This is a genomic window from Labedella phragmitis, from assembly GCF_004078635.1.
Taxonomy (GTDB): Bacteria; Actinomycetota; Actinomycetes; order Actinomycetales; family Microbacteriaceae; genus Labedella; species Labedella phragmitis.
Map to the genome: position 1 here is coordinate 156,757 of NZ_RZNB01000004.1, position 17,260 is coordinate 174,016.

The following is a 17,260-nucleotide window of genomic DNA, read 5'->3' on the forward strand; positions in this document are numbered from 1 at the left end:
GGTCACGCCACGCCGCAGTAGTCCTGCATGATGCGCGCATACATCCGTGCCGCCTGCCGAAGACTCGACAGCGAGACGAATTCGTTCGGACCGTGGGCGCTCGACAGCATGCCGGGGCCGAACGCCGGCAGGGTCGGGATCCCGGCCGCCGCGAACCACGGGGCATCCGTCCCTCCGGGGAACGCATCGAACGGCGGCGCCTCCCCCAGCACGTCGGCACTCGCCCGTCGCACGACCTCGACCAGCGGGTGGTCGTCGGACATGACGCTCCAGGGCAGCCACTCCAGCCCGGGGTGGAGCACGATCTCCGCGTCGAGCGACGGATCGTCTCTGCGACATCCGTCGAGCCACGCATCGATCACTTTGCGCACCGATGCCGGTGTCGCCCCGGGCACCGTCCGGACCTCGATGCCGAACTCTGCGCGGCCGGGCGTGACCCCGAACCCCGCGCCGGTAGCGAGCGTCGCCCCGACGTTCACGGTGGGGGCGACGGTCACCGACCCGGCCACGCCCGTCGGAAACCGGAGTTCCGCCACAGCGCGCTGCATGAGCCCGGCCGCGACGAGAGCGGCATTGACGGTGGGGAGGCGGTCCGAGAGCCCGGAGTGCTTCTGAGTTCCGCGAACGACGACCGTGGCCGCGAGGATGCCGCGCGAGACGAGGTGGATCGCCTGCCAATCGCGGGTCCACCCGCTGGGCTCGCCGATGATCGCCGCGTCGATGCCGGCATCGCGGAGCGTCGGCGCAACCCGTTTCGCGCCGGCGCCGGCGCCCGCCTCCTCGTCGGCGACGAGCGTGAGCACGAGATCGCCGCGGAGCGCGCTGCTCGCCCGGACCGCTCGCACCGCGAGGATCATCGCGGCGAGCGCCCCCTTCATGTCCGTCGCGCCGAGCCCGACGATCCGGTCGTCCACGATGGTCGCGGTGAACGGGTCGGTGCGCCACAGACCCGCGGCGTCGCCGACGGGCTTGGTGTCGACGTGTGCGCAGAACATGAGGGTGGGGCCCCCGCCGACCCCCGGTATCCGGGCGATCAGGCTCGGCCGGCCGCGCACCGGCTCCATGATCGTGCGCTCGGTGAACCCGTCTCGTTCCAGCACTCCGTCGAGATGAGCGATGATCGCCCGCTCGTCTCCGAACGGCGGGATCTGACTGTCGATGCCGATGAGCCGCGCCGTCAGGGCGAGCAGCGCATCGTCGTGACGGTCGAGGTAGTCGTCCGTGCCGGTCATACCACGCCCAGGCGCGCGGCACCGCGCGCCGGCAGGTCCGCGACGTCGGGCACGAGACCGACCCGCTCCGGCATCCGCAGTGCAAGGAGGAAGGGCGAGTCGCGCTCGCCCTTCGCGACGGCGTCGAGGACGGCATCCAGGAGGGGGGTACCGACGCTGGCGAGCCCGCCCATGAGGAAGATTCGCTCGGGGTCCATCGACAGCGTGACGAACCGGATCGCCACCGCGAGCGCTTCCGCTACGGTGTCGACGATGTGCCGCGCGGTCGCGTCGCCGGCGGTCGCGGCGGCGAAGATCTGCTTCATGCGGGGCGGCGGCGAACCCGGACCGAGCATGCGGGCGATCGCCGTGCCCGACGCGTAGAGCTCGAGGCATCCGCGCTGCCCGCACTTGCAGATCGGCCCCGTCGGATCGACCGAGATGTGCCCGATCTCGCCAGCGGCGCCGCGATGCCCGCGCCACAGCCGCCCCTCCACCACGAAACCCGCGGCAAGGCCGGTGCCCGAAGAGATCACCGCGACCGAGTTCGACCGCAGCCCGAGCGCCTCGGCCACTCCGAGGGCTGCAGCATTGACGTCGTTCTCGAGGTGCACCCGTCCGTGGACGCCGAGACGGTCGCCGAGGGCGCTGGCGATATCGAACGGGTCGTGGATACCGAGATTCACTGCGTGGGAGATCACGCCCGCGGCGGGGTCGACGACGCCGGGGACGCCGAGACCGACCCGTTCGACCGCTGCGATGTCGATCGCAGCGTCGGCGACCAGGTCGTCGACGACGGAGCCGATGGTGTGCAGCACGCCATCCACGCCGGCGCGGGTGCGCTTCCGGGCACCCGCCACGATCGCGCCGTCGGCGTCGGTCACGACGCCGCGGACCTTGGTGCCTCCGACGTCGAGGCCGATAGAGAACGAGGCGTACGAGGAGGAAGCCGCAGGTCGCCCCGCGGCGGTAGTGAGATCGACCATCAGCCCTTGACCGCGCCCCCGACGAGCCCCGTCGCCATCCGCCCCTGCACGATGAGGAAGACGATGATGACGGGGATCGCGATGAGCGCGGAGCCCGCCATGATCCCGCCCCAATCGGTCGCCTCGTAGCTGACGTTGAACCGACGCAGCCACAGCGGCAGCGTCGCGAAGGCGTTGTCCTTCATGATCACGAGCGCGAGGGTGTACTCGTTCCAGGAGGACAGGAACGCGAAGATGCTGGATGCCACCAGCCCCGGTGCCAGCAGGGGAAGCGTGATGTGGCGGAACGCGCCGAAGCGCGAGAGCCCGTCAACCTGACCGGCCTCTTCGAGCTCGTACGGCACGCCGTCGATGAAGCCCTTCAGCATCCAGATGGTGATCGGGATGCTGTGACCGGCGTACAGCAATGCCAGGCCGAGCGCGCTGTTGATGAGGTCCCAGCTGTCCATCATCCGGTACTGCGAGATGAACATCGCCTCGGCGGGGATCATCTGGATCACGAGGATCACGAGGATGACGGCGCCCCTGCTGCGGAACCGGAAGCGGCTCACCGCGGCGGCGGCCGCGATCGCGGTGAGCACCGCGACGACGACCGCCAGTGCGGTGACGGTCGCGGACATGCCCATCGCTCTCCAGAACGACTGGTCGGCGATGACGCGCTCGAAGTTCCCGGTGAACAGGTCGGTGGGGAAGAGCGTGAGCCCCGAGCCGTAGAGCTGCTCGTCGGTCTGCAACGACGAGTTGAGCATCCAGTAGATGGGGAACACCCACACGAGGGCGAGAGCGACGCCGATCACCGCGAAAACGGACGTCGATCGTCTCGATCGACGGCGGCGGGGCTCGGTGGTACCGCCTCGAGTGACGACGGCGACGGTCTTCGGTGGTGCGGAGGTCGTGGTCATGACTGATTCGCATTCTTGAGCAGCTGTCGCACGTACCCGGCGGTGAGCACGAGGGTGAGCACGAGCATGATCATCGCGATCGCTGAGCCCTGACCGTAATCACCCTGCCCGAGGCCGATCTGATAGATGTACGTGCCGAGCACGTTGGTGTCGCTCGTCACACCGCCAGCATCCTGCAGTACCGAGATCTGGGTGAACACGCGAAGATCCCAGATGATCTGCAGCATGCCGACGAGGAACAGCACCGGCGCGATGATGGGCATCGTGACCGAGAAGAAGCGCCGGAACGGGCCGGCACCGTCGAGCTGGGCAGCCTCCATGATCGACTCGTCGACCTGCGTCACCGAGGCGTACACCATGAACATCACGAGGGGCACGGAGCCCCAGATGACGACGGCTCCGGCGATGACGAAGAAGGACGCCGGATCGAGCAGCCACGCGTATCCGCGGAACTGCTCGAAGCCGAGAGCGACGAGGACGGTGTTGACGACACCGTTCCGAGTGTTGAACAGCCACTGCCAAACCGTGAGCGATGACAAGTGGGGCATCGCCCAGGCGAGAAGCATCGAGACCTGGAGGGCGACACGGATGACGGTGGGAAGCTTGGTCATCAGGAGCGCGGCGAGGACGCCGATCACCATCGTCAGCCCCGCGACGACCGCACCGAACACGACCGAGCGGACCATGACCCCCCAGAAGACGGGGTCCGTCATCACTCGGGTGTAGTTGTCGAGACCGATCCACTCAGCGGGCTGGCCGAACTGCTGGGCGAGGCCGAACTCTTGGAACGACATGATGATCTGCGTCACGAGCGGATAACCCTGCGTGACGATGACGACGATGACGGCGGGTAGACCCAGCCACAGTGGAGCGGCACGACGGAGCACGGATGCCCGGCGAGGCGGCAGTGGGCGGGCGCCCGTCGCCGGTGGAGCGTCGACGGTGAGCACCATGTCACCTTTCCCTTCTGGAGCCGTCACCGGTGACGGACCGTGTGGTCCGTCACCGGTGACGGGTGATCATTCGTTGAGCAGCGACGTGATGATGGCGTCGTACTCCTCGGCGAGCGCAGTGACGTCGCCGCCCTGGGCTACCTCGGTGAAGAGGTTCCGCATGACGTCGTTGCTCTCGATGACCCCCCAGCCGGGAGCGAGCGGGGTCATCATCGAGTTCTCGACCGCGGCGACCTGCGCCTCGGCCGCCGGGTTGCCTTCAGCGGGAACCGAGTATTCCGTGTTTCCGGGCACCCACCCGCCCTCCGTTGCGAAGTACTCCTGGAACTCGGGTTCGAACATCATCGCGAGCAGCTCGCGCGAGTGCTCCTGGTTCGGCGAGGCCGCCGCGATGCCGATGTTGGAACCGCCGGCCAACGCGTGGCCGATGTCGCCGGCATCGGTCCCGGGGAGCGCGAAGGCCCCCGTGTCCTCCTGCAACTCGGGCGAGATCTCGTCCCACGCGTTCGGGAGCGACGAGAACATCGCGGCGCGGCCCTCGTTGTAGGGGACGTACGGGGTGCGGGTCTCGTCGACGGTCGCCGTGGCGGCTGTCGACATGCCCTCGGTGTAGATCCGCTGCAGTGCCTCGAGCGCCTCGATTCCCTCGGGGGTCGAAAGCGTGCCGACCCACTGGTCGCCATCCTGTTCGGCGATGGGCGTGCCGTAGGTGAAGAGCCAACCGAGGTTCGAGCCGAGGTCCTTGGCCGCGGTGAAGATGCCTTCGAAGTTGGCGACGTCGCTGTTCGCCTCCTTCAGCGCGACGGCGGCGTCTCCGAGTTCGTCGATCGTCTCGGGCACCTCGATGCCGGCCTCTTCGAGCATCGACTCACGGTAGAAGATCACCCTCGAGCCGGCGAAGAAGGGAGCGGCGTACAGCGTCTCGTCGATCGAGCCAGCCTCGACGAGCGAAGGGATCAGCGCGTCGCCCCCGATCTCCTCCTGCAGGTCGGAGATGTCCGACAGGGCCCCGACGCTCGTGAAAGTGCGCACCTGCGTGTTGCCGAACTCCACGACGTCGGGGGTCTGCGACTCGCTGGCGAGCGAGGTCTGGAGCTTGGTGACGATGCCGTCCCAGTCCTGGATCTCGATCGTGAGCTCTGCGCCGTCGTTGCGCTCGGCCCACTCGGTGGCCAACCACTCCTGCGCCGCATCGGGCACGTCGCCGCGCATGAACCACACCGTGAGGTTCGGGTCCGATTCCTCCGCCGACGACTGACCGCCGCCCGAAGCACATGCCGACAGTGCGAACGCTCCGACGAGGAGCGTGCCAACGGCCAGCCGCCTGTTCATTCTCATTGCTCTTCCCTTTTCCATCCTTCGTCGCGCTCTGCACGACGATTTCGACGCTGAATCAATGTGTGGGGGTACCTCGTGAGTACTTCATTATGGTGTTATGCATGTGCTCCACACAAACTCTTGCCCCGTCAGTCTGTGGGGGGAATGTTTCGGCCGCGTGTCAGGCACGAAAAATCAAGGTACAAATGACCACGGATCTCGTGGCCATGCTGGCGGCTAGACATTTAGGTATAGGTTGTTAACAAATCCGCCATTCACGCGTCCCGGGGAGATGACATGCCTTCCGACACCGCCCGATTCACACCCCGCGGTCCGGTCGACGTCGACCGTCCCGACGACCTCGATGCCTTCTGGAACGAGGCGCTCGCCTACCTGGAACGCACGGCGCCCGCTGCCGCGTTCGTCCTCGATGAGACGATGTCGGGCGACGGTGTCGACGTCTTCGCGGTCGCGTACTCGTCCGCGGGAGGCGTCCGCGTCGGCGCGTGGTACACCCGGCCTGAAGGCGCTGCGCCGGGCGCCGACCTTCCCGGCATCCTCTTGATCCCGGGATACATCTCCGATCCGACGGTCGCGAAGTCGTGGTCGTTGCGCGGATACGCCGTCCTCAGCGTCGCTCCGCGTGGAAAGGTGCGGGCGCGCGACCAGATCGACCCGGGATACCCCGGTCTGCTCGTCGACGGTGCCAACGACGCCCGCTCAGCCACGTACCTCGGCTTCTACCTCGACGTCGTCCGCGGGCTCGACCTCCTTGCGGACCGCGACGAGGTCGACCCGACTCGCATCGGCGTGCACGGCTCGAGCCAGGGCGGCGGCCTCGCCGTGGCCACCGCAGCGCTTCGACCGGACCTGGTCCGCTGCATCAGCGCAGGCGCCCCGTACCTGTGCGGCATCATGTCGAGCGTCCGTCTCACGCTGACGTACCCGTACCAGGAGATCCGCGAGTACCTCCACATCCACCCGGAGCAGCGGGCGGCGCTCGAGACCGCCTACTCGTATCTCGACGTGCTCAACATCAGCGAGCGCGTCGCGTGTCCAGCGCAGGTCTACATCGGACTCGGTGACGACGTCTGCCCGCCCGAGACGGGCTTCGCGCTCGTGGAGCGCCTCCCCCACGTCGAGCAGTTCCTGACTTACCAGGGGTGCGCGCACGGCGCGGGACTCCCCTGGGTGAACGAGGAGATCGACGCGTTCCTCGAGCGGCACCTCTCCCCTTCGCCGGCGGCGGCGCGCGAGCACGACCTCATCGGAGGCAACGCATGACCGTGGACTACTGGGACGACCTCGACGCCGACCTCGCGGCGGTGCCGACGAACCTCGTCCTCACGCCGGAACCCTCGCGGACGACGCCCGACTGGACGTTCTCCACGATCACCTTCTCGTCCATCGGTCACCGCGGCTCGGGCCGCTATCGTGCCGCCGGCTATCTCAGCATCCCCACCCGGCCCGGCCCCCACCCCGGCGTGCTCGAGATCCCACGGCACGGCAGTGTCAATCACACCCCGCACAGCAACGACCGCGCCCGCTACGCGATCCTCACGCTGATGCACCGCGGCCAGCGACTCGCCGACGCGCCGTACCGCGCGCCCTATCCCGGCCTCCTCATCGACGGCATCGTCGACGCTTCCGAATACGTCTACCGTGGCATCGTCGCGGACTGCCTCCGGGCGGCCGAGATCCTCCGCTCCCACCCGGGTGTCGACAGCGCCCGAATCGCCGCCGTCGGCGAAGACCTCGGAGTGCTGACCGCCGCACGCCGCCCGTTCTTCCGTGCGCTCCGGGTCGACGGCCTGCTGCTCACCGATCCCTGGCGACGCGCCGAGTCCACCCGCGCATACCCGATGGAGAGCCTCAACGACTTCCGCCGCCACGGCACAGACGACGAACTCGTCGCCGCCCGGTCGACGACGGCGCTGTACGACCCGCTCGCACTCGCGGGCGACGTCACGGCCGCCGCACTCGTCAGCGATGGCTCCGCCTCGGGCGCCGCGCTCGCCTCGAGGCTCGGAGGCACGGCGGACACCCTCGTCCCGACCGGTCGAGACCGCATCGACGACGACGCACGCGACGCCTGGCTCGCCGCGCAGCTCGGCGCACCCGCGATGAGCCGGTACGCCGACGCGATGATCCCGTTGCCCGGGGATTGACCCCGTGATCGTCAACGCGGCAGCGACACTCACGGCGCTCGGCGGCTCCATCATGCCGGCGCCCGTTGTGGCGGCGATGCTCGATGCCGCACAGTCGTGGGTCGACCTCCCCCGCGCGTACGACGAGGCGGGCGCCCGCATCGCCGCGCTCACCGGCAACGAAGCGGCCGCAGTGACGACCGGGGCGGCCGCCGGTCTCACCTTGACCGTGGCATCGCTCCTCACCGGACCCGAGCCGCCGTCGCTCGAGGTCTTCCCGCTCGAACAGCCACGGCACCTCGTGATGTTCCGTGGGCAGCGCAACGGTTACGACTACGCGATGCGACTGCTCGGTGTGCGGATCGACGACGTCGCCCACGACGAGAAGGCGCTCGACCGTGCGCTCGCGTCGGATCCGCTCGCGGTCGTGTGGTTCGCCGGCACCCAGTACCCGGTGACCGACATCTCGCTGCAGCGGGTGATCGAGAAGGCTCACGCCGGGAACGTCCCTGTCGTCGTCGATGCGGCGGCACAGATCCCTCCCGTCGCGTCGATGTGGGACTTCACTCGCGGCCTCGGTGCCGACGCGGTCGTCTTCTCGGGCGGAAAGGGCCTCGGTGGCCCGCAGGACAGCGGGCTCGTCCTCGGGCGCCACGACATCGTTCGCGGCGTCCGTGCTCACGCCGCTCCCCATCAGGGGATCGGTCGAGGGATGAAGGTCACCAAGGAGTCGCTCGCGGGGATCGTCGCCGCTGTGGAACACGCGCTCAGCATCGACGAACAGGCGGTGTTGGCACGCTACGAGTCGGTGGTCACCGCGTGGATCGGTCAGGCCCGGGCCGCCGGCCTCTCCGCCGACCGCGGGTTTCCGAGCGAGGCGGGACAACCTCACAGCCGCGCGTTGATCGGGCTCGGTTCGGCGACACGCGCCCTCGAGGTCCGCGACGCGATGTGGAGGCAGGAGCCGCGCGTCGCCGTACTCGTCGCCGGAAGCTCCGTCGCCCTCAATCCCCAGCCCGTCCGCCCCGGCGAAGAAGATGCCGTCATCGCAGCCCTTCTCCGTGCGTGTGACATCATTTAGGCGGGTGGGCCCATGACTCACTCCCACATCGGGGAAGGACGGAGTTTGGCGATGGTTCTGCCGGACCCGTGGACCCGCTCCGACTCGAAGAAGCTGCTGCCGACCGACGCCCGTGCACACAACCGCACCCTCGTCCTGCGCACGGTCCTCCGCACACCCGATGTGAGCCGCGCCGACGTCTCGCGCATCACGGGCTTGTCGCGCATCACCGTGTCCGACCTCGTCGGCGGCCTCGTGAGCGACGGCCTCCTCGTCGAGACCGACGCCCGCGAGTCGAAGGGCCGTCCGGGTAAGCCCGCCACCCCCCTGCAGGTCAACCCGCTCGCGTTCGCCATCATCGCCATCGACCTGAGCCAGCCGCACCGCTTCCACGGCGCCGCGCTCTCGATCACCGGCCAGATCCAGCACCGAGCCGAGGTCCGCGGCGATCTGACCGGCGGGGCGGCGCTGACCGCCGTCGTGAACCTGATAGCCCGTCTGCAATCCGCCGCGGCGCCTCGGATCGGCGGGATCGGCATCGGCTCCCCCGGCATCGTCGATGGCAGCGGAACGGTGGTGGAGTCGACGAACCTCGGGTGGCGACGACTGCCGCTCGCGACGCAGGTCTCCGAGCGATTCGGCGTGCCGACGATCGTCGAGAACGACGCGAACGCTGCGGTCACCGCCGAAATGAATGCCGACGGCAGTGAGGATCTGCTCCTCGTGCGCATCGGCACCGGCCTCGGAGGCGCCGCGATCGTCAACGGTCATCTCGTCCGCGGTGCGAACAACGCCGCTGGCGAGCTCGGTCACATCACCATGCCCGGTCCTGGTGACTCGCCCGCGACGGTGGAGGCGACGATTCAGCGTCTGCTCGAGCAGGGCGGCGACCCTGGCCTCGTGCAGAGGGTCGGCACGGTGCTCGGCGAGCAGCTCGCCCCCGTGGTCGCGATGCTCGACGTGCCCGAGATCGTCATCGAGGGGCCCCACGGCCTCGACGTCGCGGCGATCGCCGCCGCCGCGGAGACCGCGATCGCCGGTCTCCGACGGATCGGGACCGGCCACCCGTGCCGGGTGCGGCCGGGCTCGCATGACGAGGACGTCGTTCTCATCGGCATGGCCGATCTCCTCCTCAGCCGGACCATCGCGACGATCTGATCCGAGGGCGACCTCCTCGAGCAGCGCGGTTCTCCGATGGCGTCGGCTCGCTCATTGCACAGGTTGCAACGCGGGTTGCAGGAGCCGCTCGCCCGCACCTACGATGGTCCAGTGCCCGACCCGACGCCCCACCTCACGCCGGTGCGCGAGTGAGCCAATCGCTCGAACGCTCCCTCGACGCCTTGGACCTCATCGCGGAGGGCTGCGGTTCCCTCGACGCCCTCGCCGCGAGGCTCCAGGTGCACAAGACGACGGTGCTCCGCCTGCTGCGGGTGCTCGAGGCGCGAGGCTACGTCACGCGCGACCGACAGCACCGCTATCGCATCGGCCCGACGCTGTACCGCTTCTCGCACAACGCCCCCGAGACCGACGACGTCCGCGAGGCCGCTGCGCCGCACATGCGGGCGCTGGCTCGGCAGATCGGGCAGACGGTGCACCTGGCGGAGTACCGCGACGGCGTGGTCACCTACGTCGACAAGGTCGACTCCGGGCACACGCTGCGCATGTATTCTCGCGTCGGACTTCCCGCCCCGCTCCATGCCACCGCGGTCGCGAAAGTGTTGCTCGGCGACATCGACGACGCCGAGCGCCGGCACGTCCTGGCGACGCACGAGTTCACCCCGTACACAGGGCGCACCGTGCGGGACCGACCGACGCTGGAGGCGGCCATCGCCGAGGCCGCCGAGCGCGGGTGGGCCGTCGACCACGAAGAGCACGAGACATTCATGAACTGCATCGCGGCGCCGGTGCATGCCGCCGACGGCCGCATCGCGGCTGCCATGTCGGTGTCGGTGCCGAACATCCTGCTCTCCTATGACGAGGTCCTCGGTCTGCTCCCTGAGCTGCTCGACACGGTCGCCGCCGTCTCCGCCGATCTCGGTTTCCACAGCCCGCACACGTTCATCCCCCCGACCACCGACGAAAGCGAAACCGTATGACCGACCGCATCGCCATCTCCACCACCGACGCCCCCGCTCCCGCACATACCTTCTCGCAGGGCGTGCGTCGCGGCCCTTTCGTGCAGGTGTCGGGGCAAGGACCCGTCGACCCCGCCACCGGCGAGTACCTGCACCGCGGCGACGTCGCAGCCCAGACCGTGCGCACCCTGCTGAACGTCGAGGCCATCCTCACCGCAGCGGGCGCGAGCTTCGACGACGTCATGATCCTGCGCGTCTACCTCACGGCCCGCGATGACTTCGCCGCGATGAATGACGCCTACGGGTCGTTCATCGCGGCCCGCTGCTCCTCGGGCGTGCTGCCGTCCCGCACGACGGTGTTCACCGGGCTCCCGCGCGAGGAGATGCTCGTGGAGATCGACGCGCTCGCCGTCACCGACTGATGCTGCCTCTGCCCTCGCACCGGGTGGTGCCGCTGGCCTCCATCAGCGACCTCGACCACATCGACACGATCGGCGACGGCCTGGTCGCGGGCGGGCTCCCGGTCGTGGAGGTCGCCCTGCGCGGAGCCCACGGCCTACCCGCCGTGAAGCGACTCGTAGCCCGCGGCGATCTGCACGTCGGAGCGGGTACCGTGCTGAGCGTCGACCTCGCGCGCCGGGCTCTGGACGCCGGCGCCACCTTCGTCGTGACCCCGGGACTCGATCCGGAGGTGGTCGACTACGTCCGCGATGCCGGCGTCCCGGTGATCCCCGGGGTGCTCACCCCCACCGAGGTACAGGCGGCAATGGCTCTGGGTCTCGACCGGTTGAAGCTCTTTCCCGCCAATGTGTTCGACGGTCTCGCACTGCTGACCGCCTACGGTGATGTGTATCGCGACCTTCGGTTCATGCCGTCGGGTGGCGTGCGAATGCAGAACCTCGCCGCGCACCTCGCGCATCCCGCGGTGTTCGCCGTGAGCGGCAGCTGGATCACCGCAGCAGCGCCCCAGGGTGCCGGCAGCGTCGCAGCCGCCGCACGCGCGGCCCTCGACGTCGCGGGTGGGCGGGGCACCACGTGAAGCGCGAACTGGACGTGCTGTCGATCGGCGAGAGCCTCGGGCTGCTGGTTCCGACCCGCAACGGTAGCCTCGCTCATGCCCGCGACATGCGACTCGGCTTCGGCGGCGCCGAAAGCAACGTCGCCATCGGGGTCGCTCGCCTCGGCGGCACGGCCGGATGGATCGGCAAGGTCGGCGCTGACGGTGTGGGGGAGCTCATCGTCCGCGAGCTGCGGGCCGAACGCGTCGAGGCCCACCCGCTGATCGATGCGCACGCGGCGACCGCCCTCATGCTGAAGGAAAGGCCGACGCTCGGCACGAGTCGCATCACCTACTACCGCGCAGACCATGCAGGCAGCCACCTGACACCCGAGGAGATCCCGCCCGGGCTCGTCGAGCGCGCACAGGTGCTCCACGTCAGCGGAATCTCGGCCGGCCTCGGCGGGTCGCTGCTGACCGCGGTGCACTCCGCGATCACTCGAGCGCACGCCTCAGGTGTGGTCGTGTCGTTCGACGTCAACCACCGCAGTGCCCTGTGGGCCGACGACACGAGTGCCGCCGAGGCCTACCGTGCCCTCGCGAAGCGGGCGGACGTCGTCTTCGCCGGCGATGACGAGGCCGAGATCCTCACGAACGAGACCGATCCGGCGCGCCAGCTCACCGCGCTGCGGCGCCTCGGCCCTCGCTGCGCGGTGGTCAAGCGCGGTGCCCTCGGCTCACTCGCGGAGGACGACATGGGGCGCGCCGACCGTGGTGCCCTGCGTGTGGACGTCGTCGACACGGTCGGTGCGGGGGACGCGTTCGTCGCAGGATGGTTGAGCGAGACGGTACGCGGGTCGTCGCTTCAGGACCGCCTGCGTGTCGCCACCGAGTGCGGCGCGTTCGCGTGCACCGTCGACGGCGATTGGGAGGCCGCTCCAACACGCGAGGACCTCCAGCGTCTCCACCTCCCCGCGCAGGATCCGGTGCAGCGATGAGCCGACGTGCCTCCGCTGCCGATGCGATGGATCAACGACCCGGTGACTCATCGGGCACCACGGTCGGGTTGCGCGAGCCCTCGGACGCGCTCGCCGTTCGCTGTTAGGGTCGGGACCGTTGCACACCGACAGAACGGGGACCCCATGACCATCACCACCTCCACGCGCGCGGCGCGGGCCCTCGTCGGCCTCCTCGCCGTCGGCGGGCTCCTCCTCACCGGCTGCACGGCGAGCCAGTCGAAGGAAGAGGCGTGCACGCAGCTGAACGCCGACATCAAGTCGGCGAGCGAGGAGCTCACGTCGAGCATCTCGACGCTCGCCACCGACCCCGAAGGCGCGATCTCGGCGCTCGAGAGCTTCCGCGACTCGTTCGGCGACACCGTCGACGAGATCAGCAACGAGGAGATCAAGGACCTCGCCGAGAACACCGAGGACGCCCTCGAGAACTACGTCGACGAGGTCTCGGCGGCCGCCGAGGACCCCGAGAACGCCGACAGCGAGGCCGTCATGGGCTCCGTCACGGAGTTCCAGGAGCAGACGCAGGCCATCTCGGACGCGTGCGGTTCCTGACCCCGCACGACGGAACCGGCCCCCGCATGATCACTCATGCGGGGGCCGGTCCGTTTCCACCGGCGGACCGGTGACGGGGCGGGCGGGCGGCTAGAAGATCACCACCACGATCCGCTTGGGGCTCTTCGCCGCCTCGTGCGTCGCGTCACCCTCGTAGGTCGCGCGCACGGTGTGCACGCCGGAGCCGAGCTTCGGGAGCTTCACCGTTGCCGTCCCATCCGCGGCGAGCACGGCCTCGACCGTCTTCGACCCGACGGTGACGACGACCGCGCCGGTCGCCGGCGCGTCCGACGCGCTCGTGACCCGGATCGTCGCGGTGCGGTTCGACCAGCTGAATCCGACAGTCGGCGAGACCGAGAGCGAGACCTTCGACACGAACGGCACGACGACTCCCGCCGACGAGGCCGTCGCCGGAGCGAGCCCCTCGGCCGTCGCGGTCACGATGACCGTGAGCGACTTGCCCTGGTCGGCCTTCTTGACCTTGTACGTCGCCTTGGTGGCACCGGGGATGTCGACGCCGTCTGCCTGCCACTGGTAGGCGAAAGCGAGTCCCTCGGTGTCCCACTCCCCCGGAGCCGCGGTGAGCTTCTCGCCCACGTGCGGGGTCCCGGAGATCATCGGCGGCGCCGTGTTGACGGGAGCGTCGGGCGCGGGAGCCTCGCCGCTCGCGACCGTGACGACGGTGGCCTCACCGGTGTCGCCGTAGACGACGAGACCGACGTAGTCCGTGAGCGGAGCGAGACCCGACCACGACGCGGTGTAGGCGATCGGTTGCCCCTGGACGCCGTCGAGCTGGACCGGGTCGACGGCGAAACCGCCGGCACCCGTTCCCGGGACGACCGACGCCGTCGTCACGTCGAAGGCCGTCGTCCCGGTGTAGACGCTCGCCACGACGAGGTAGTCCCCCGCTTCCGGCGCCCAGACGTCGACCTGCTCGTCGGCCGAACCCGTCGCCGACTGCCAGCCCGCGACGGGCTCGCCCGCCTCGTCGAGCTGGTAGACCGTGAGGTCGAGGTCGGCCGTCTTGTCCACGGCGATGAGGGAGAACCGCGCGAACGAGGCGCCCTCCGGAACCGTGACCGGGTAGGTGAACTCGTCGCCTCCCGAGCCCGAGCCCGTGTGCCCCTCCGCCGAACCGTCGCCCTCGACGAGCGTCGCCGGAGCGAGACCCTGAGCGGACAGGGCGATGAAACCCGTCCCGCCCGGCGTCACCTCGACGTCGACCGAGCCGGAGACACCCTCGCCCGCGACCTCCTCCGGCGCCACGATCGTGACGGGCCGGACGGCGATCGGCGAGCGGACGGTGGTGCCGTCTTCTCCGTTCCAGACGAGCGCACCCGTGGCGAACTCGTCGAGAGGAGCGTCGGTCCGCGTGAACGTCACCGTGTAGGAGACGGACTCACCCTCGGAGATCGTGAACGAGGACGGCGTGACCTCGGCCGTGACGCCGGGGATCTCGATCGGCGCGGCCGTGTAGGTGCCGTCCGTCGTCGCCGTCACGGTGCGCGTGATGGTCTCGGGAGCGGTGAGCTCACCGATCGCGATGGACGCGAGGTTGAGGCTCGACGGGTCGATCGGCTCCACGTCGGGCGACAGTTCGTACCCCACGCCCTCGATGTACGACTCCCAGTCGTCCACGCCGTTGAGATAGAGGAGACCGGCGTCGAAGAACTCCGTCGGCTCCACCTGCCCGGCGCCCTGGACGAACGGGTCCGTCACGTCGTCGCCTTCTGCGTCCACGGTGTTCGAGGCGGTCGTCATGAGCGCCGACTTCACCTCGGAGGGCGAGGCGGTCGGGTGCACGCCGAGGTACAGCGCCCCGAGACCCGCGACGTGCGGAGCGGCCATCGAGGTCCCCGAGAGGAACTTGAAGGTCGGATCCGCACCCTCGGCGTTGGCACCGCCCGCGAGGATGGCGACTCCCGGAGCCGACACGTCGGGCTTCAGGATGTCGCTGCCGTCCGCGAGCACCGGACCGCGGCTCGAGAAGCCCGCGACCTGAGGAGTGGGCGGCGACGCGAACTCGGACACGTTGTCGGGGAGGAACGTCGCCGTCGCCCCCTCGGTCTGCGCGTACGCGACGATCGCGTCGTGGAACTGGACGTCCACGTGCACGGTCGGAACACTGTGCTCGTCGAGATCGATGGACCCCGCGATCGGGTTGACGAGCACGAGCCCGATGCCGCCCGCTCGAGCGACCTCCGCCGACTTCGCCGTCCGGTCGTACGTGCCGCGATCACACACGACGATCGATCCCGCGACGGCCGCGGGGTCGAGCGAGTCCGGTCCGCAGAGAGTGGCATCCGCCACGCCGTCGGCGGCGACGTCGCCCGCCCAGACGAGCGGTCCCGTGAGCGGTGTCGCGCCCTCCGTGCGGTCGACGGTGATGGACGCTCCCGGGAAGGCGCTGCCGTCGCCGAGCTCGACCGTGGCCTCGTAGCTCGGGATGGTCGACGCGGCGACGGTCGTGATCCAGGGAGAGGCGTTGTCGAGGGTCGAGGCACCGGGCCCGTCGTTGCCGGCCGACGCCGAGACGAAGATGCCGGCGGCCGCCGCGCCGAAGAACGCGTAGTCGGTCGAGGAGACCGTGGTCTCGGCCGCGCCGCCGCCGATCGAGTAGTTGATCACGTCGACGCCGTCGGCGACCGCTTGCTCGATACCCGCGAGCAGGTCGGTCGTGGCGCAGCCGTCGTCGGTCGTGACGGCGGGGTCCGGACCGGACCAACACACCTTGTACGCCGCGATCTTCGCGGCGGGCGCGACCCCGGAGATCTGGCCGTAGTCCACTCCCCCGACGCTCGCGTCGACCGCGTGGTTGCCGGCCGCCGTGCTCGCGGTGTGCGACCCGTGACCGTCGCCGTCGCGCGGCGAGACGTACTCGCCGACGCTCGCGTCGCCGATGCGATCCGCACCGAAGCCGTCGAGGTAGTACCGGGCGCCGATCACCTTCGTCGTACACGACGAAGCGGCGAACTGCTCGCCCTCCTCGCAGACGCCGCGGAAGGTGCCGCCGTCGGCCTTCGAGAAGACGATCTCGTCGCCGTCGAGGAAGGGATCGTCTCCGGGAGCCGACGTGAGCGGTTCACCCGCGAAGGACGGGTTCTCGGGAGCGATACCCGTGTCGAGGACTCCGACGACGACGCCGGCACCGGCGGCGTCGACACCGCCGACGCTCTCCCACACTCCGCCATCGCCCGACAGACCGAGGAAGTCCGTGGACGACTGGGCCGTCGGGTGCAGGATCTCCTCGGCCTCGAGCGAGGTCACGCGCTTGTCGGCCGCGAGAGCGCTCGCTTGGGCGCTCGAGAGATCGGCGGCGAACCCGTTGACGGTGAGCGTGTACGAGTAGTCGATCGTCGCGTCGACCTCTGCGGCCACGTCGGCCTGCTCGTCCGCGAGGTAGTCCGTGTACTCGGTGACGTCCTTCGCCCCCGGGTTCAGCTTGTCACCCGGGTCGGGCTTCGTCGCGTCGAACCCGGAGACACCTCCGTCATAGGTGGCGGCCGGGTCGTCGGCGAGCGTGACGACGTAGCGCCCGGCATCGAACGTCGTCTTCCCGCCCTGGGCGAACGGCGTCGTCGGGGCCGCCGTCGCGGCGCCTCCCGTGAACGCAATGGCCGCGGCCGCCAATGTTGCGGTGAGCGAAGCGGCGAGCACTCGGCGTGCCCCCGCTCCGCGTGCGCCGGCCCGTGGGCCGCGCGGAATGGAATATCTCACGGATACCTTCCCCGTCTCGTGAACCGACGACGCCGATCAATACGGCGTCGTATTGCGCGGGCTTCGGGTACCCGGGATCGAAACTAGCGCAGAAATGGCCCCCGAGGGAGGGCCAGGTGTAAACGTCGCGTTACGGCGGAACCATGTCGGTCGACAGGAGGACACGCGTGCGAACGCGCGATCACCGCGCGAAGAAGGCCGGATGGCGCGACTTATCGGCGTGACCGGCGGACGCACGCGGTGATCGCGCACGGCGAACGCGAAAGCTGGCACTCGCACATCGAGAGTGCTAATCTAATCTCAGATTGAGCGAACATCACTCAACTT

Annotated in this window: 15 protein-coding genes; 9 read left to right on the forward strand and 6 right to left on the reverse strand. The window is 69.4% G+C overall.

All coding sequences use genetic code 11. The annotated features are described in order from the left end of the window. Positions 1-2: 2 nt before the first annotated feature. From ELQ90_RS11190 to ELQ90_RS11210, 5 genes are all read right to left on the reverse strand, one after another. A complete protein-coding gene (locus tag ELQ90_RS11190; protein ID WP_128495367.1) occupies positions 3-1,232 on the reverse strand; it encodes a M20 family metallopeptidase in 1,230 nt (409 codons plus the stop codon). Further along, on the reverse strand, positions 1,229-2,197 hold the full coding sequence (locus ELQ90_RS11195) for an ROK family protein (RefSeq protein ID WP_128495368.1): 969 nt from the start codon (positions 2,195-2,197) through the stop codon (positions 1,229-1,231). Before ELQ90_RS11195 ends, ELQ90_RS11190 begins: the two co-directional genes overlap by 4 nt. Continuing rightward, positions 2,197-3,099, reverse strand: a complete 903-nt coding sequence (locus ELQ90_RS11200) for a carbohydrate ABC transporter permease (protein ID WP_128495369.1) — start codon at positions 3,097-3,099, stop codon at positions 2,197-2,199. Before ELQ90_RS11200 ends, ELQ90_RS11195 begins: the two co-directional genes overlap by 1 nt. After that, positions 3,096-4,052 (reverse strand): carbohydrate ABC transporter permease, encoded by a 957-nt coding sequence (locus tag ELQ90_RS11205; RefSeq protein WP_166408997.1) that lies wholly within the window; start codon positions 4,050-4,052, stop codon positions 3,096-3,098. The genes ELQ90_RS11200 and ELQ90_RS11205 overlap by 4 nt, the downstream gene beginning before the upstream one ends. Before the next feature lie 66 nt (positions 4,053-4,118). Beyond that, entirely contained in the window at positions 4,119-5,384 is a 1,266-nt protein-coding gene (locus ELQ90_RS11210; protein ID WP_166408999.1) for an extracellular solute-binding protein, read from the reverse strand. A 282-nt stretch (positions 5,385-5,666) separates the two neighbouring features. Between ELQ90_RS11210 and ELQ90_RS11215 the strand changes: the two genes are divergently transcribed. From ELQ90_RS11215 to ELQ90_RS11255, 9 genes are all read left to right on the forward strand, one after another. Next, entirely contained in the window at positions 5,667-6,653 is a 987-nt protein-coding gene (locus tag ELQ90_RS11215; RefSeq protein ID WP_128495371.1) for an acetylxylan esterase, read from the forward strand. Next, positions 6,650-7,537, forward strand: coding sequence for an acetylxylan esterase (locus tag ELQ90_RS11220; protein WP_128495372.1), 888 nt, complete (start codon positions 6,650-6,652; stop codon positions 7,535-7,537). Before ELQ90_RS11215 ends, ELQ90_RS11220 begins: the two co-directional genes overlap by 4 nt. A gap of 4 nt (positions 7,538-7,541) precedes the next feature. Beyond that, entirely contained in the window at positions 7,542-8,597 is a 1,056-nt protein-coding gene (locus ELQ90_RS11225) for a hypothetical protein (protein ID WP_128495373.1), read from the forward strand. A gap of 51 nt (positions 8,598-8,648) precedes the next feature. Continuing rightward, a complete protein-coding gene (locus ELQ90_RS11230; RefSeq protein WP_166409001.1) occupies positions 8,649-9,734 on the forward strand; it encodes an ROK family transcriptional regulator in 1,086 nt (361 codons plus the stop codon). 149 nt (positions 9,735-9,883) lie between these two features. Continuing rightward, on the forward strand, positions 9,884-10,672 hold the full coding sequence (locus tag ELQ90_RS11235; protein WP_128495375.1) for an IclR family transcriptional regulator: 789 nt from the start codon (positions 9,884-9,886) through the stop codon (positions 10,670-10,672). Beyond that, the gene (locus ELQ90_RS11240; RefSeq protein WP_128495376.1) at positions 10,669-11,073 is read left to right on the forward strand and encodes a RidA family protein; all 405 of its coding nucleotides are present in this window, start codon (positions 10,669-10,671) and stop codon (positions 11,071-11,073) included. Before ELQ90_RS11235 ends, ELQ90_RS11240 begins: the two co-directional genes overlap by 4 nt. Further along, entirely contained in the window at positions 11,073-11,690 is a 618-nt protein-coding gene (locus tag ELQ90_RS11245; RefSeq protein WP_128495377.1) for a bifunctional 4-hydroxy-2-oxoglutarate aldolase/2-dehydro-3-deoxy-phosphogluconate aldolase, read from the forward strand. Before ELQ90_RS11240 ends, ELQ90_RS11245 begins: the two co-directional genes overlap by 1 nt. Beyond that, a complete protein-coding gene (locus tag ELQ90_RS11250) occupies positions 11,687-12,646 on the forward strand; it encodes a sugar kinase (protein ID WP_128495378.1) in 960 nt (319 codons plus the stop codon). Before ELQ90_RS11245 ends, ELQ90_RS11250 begins: the two co-directional genes overlap by 4 nt. A gap of 144 nt (positions 12,647-12,790) precedes the next feature. Then, complete coding sequence (locus ELQ90_RS11255; RefSeq protein WP_128495379.1) at positions 12,791-13,216, forward strand: hypothetical protein; 426 nt, start codon at positions 12,791-12,793, stop codon at positions 13,214-13,216. A gap of 90 nt (positions 13,217-13,306) precedes the next feature. On the opposite strand, the gene ELQ90_RS11260 is transcribed toward ELQ90_RS11255, so the two are convergent. Then, positions 13,307-16,933, reverse strand: a complete 3,627-nt coding sequence (locus ELQ90_RS11260) for a S8 family serine peptidase (RefSeq protein WP_208020641.1) — start codon at positions 16,931-16,933, stop codon at positions 13,307-13,309. Positions 16,934-17,260 lie beyond the last annotated feature (327 nt).

Bases quoted from the DNA above. Each gene is read 5' to 3' on its own strand.
- ELQ90_RS11190 (WP_128495367.1), bottom strand. From the start codon at position 1,232: ATGACCGGCACGGACGACTACCTCGACCGTCACGACGATGCGCTGCTC.
- ELQ90_RS11195 (WP_128495368.1), bottom strand. From the start codon at position 2,197: ATGGTCGATCTCACTACCGCCGCGGGGCGACCTGCGGCTTCCTCCTCG.
- ELQ90_RS11200 (WP_128495369.1), bottom strand. From the start codon at position 3,099: ATGACCACGACCTCCGCACCACCGAAGACCGTCGCCGTCGTCACTCGA.
- ELQ90_RS11205 (WP_166408997.1), bottom strand. From the start codon at position 4,052: ATGGTGCTCACCGTCGACGCTCCACCGGCGACGGGCGCCCGCCCACTG.
- ELQ90_RS11210 (WP_166408999.1), bottom strand. From the start codon at position 5,384: ATGAACAGGCGGCTGGCCGTTGGCACGCTCCTCGTCGGAGCGTTCGCA.
- ELQ90_RS11215 (WP_128495371.1), top strand. From the start codon at position 5,667: ATGCCTTCCGACACCGCCCGATTCACACCCCGCGGTCCGGTCGACGTC.
- ELQ90_RS11220 (WP_128495372.1), top strand. From the start codon at position 6,650: ATGACCGTGGACTACTGGGACGACCTCGACGCCGACCTCGCGGCGGTG.
- ELQ90_RS11230 (WP_166409001.1), top strand. From the start codon at position 8,649: ATGGTTCTGCCGGACCCGTGGACCCGCTCCGACTCGAAGAAGCTGCTG.
- ELQ90_RS11240 (WP_128495376.1), top strand. From the start codon at position 10,669: ATGACCGACCGCATCGCCATCTCCACCACCGACGCCCCCGCTCCCGCA.
- ELQ90_RS11245 (WP_128495377.1), top strand. From the start codon at position 11,073: ATGCTGCCTCTGCCCTCGCACCGGGTGGTGCCGCTGGCCTCCATCAGC.
- ELQ90_RS11255 (WP_128495379.1), top strand. From the start codon at position 12,791: ATGACCATCACCACCTCCACGCGCGCGGCGCGGGCCCTCGTCGGCCTC.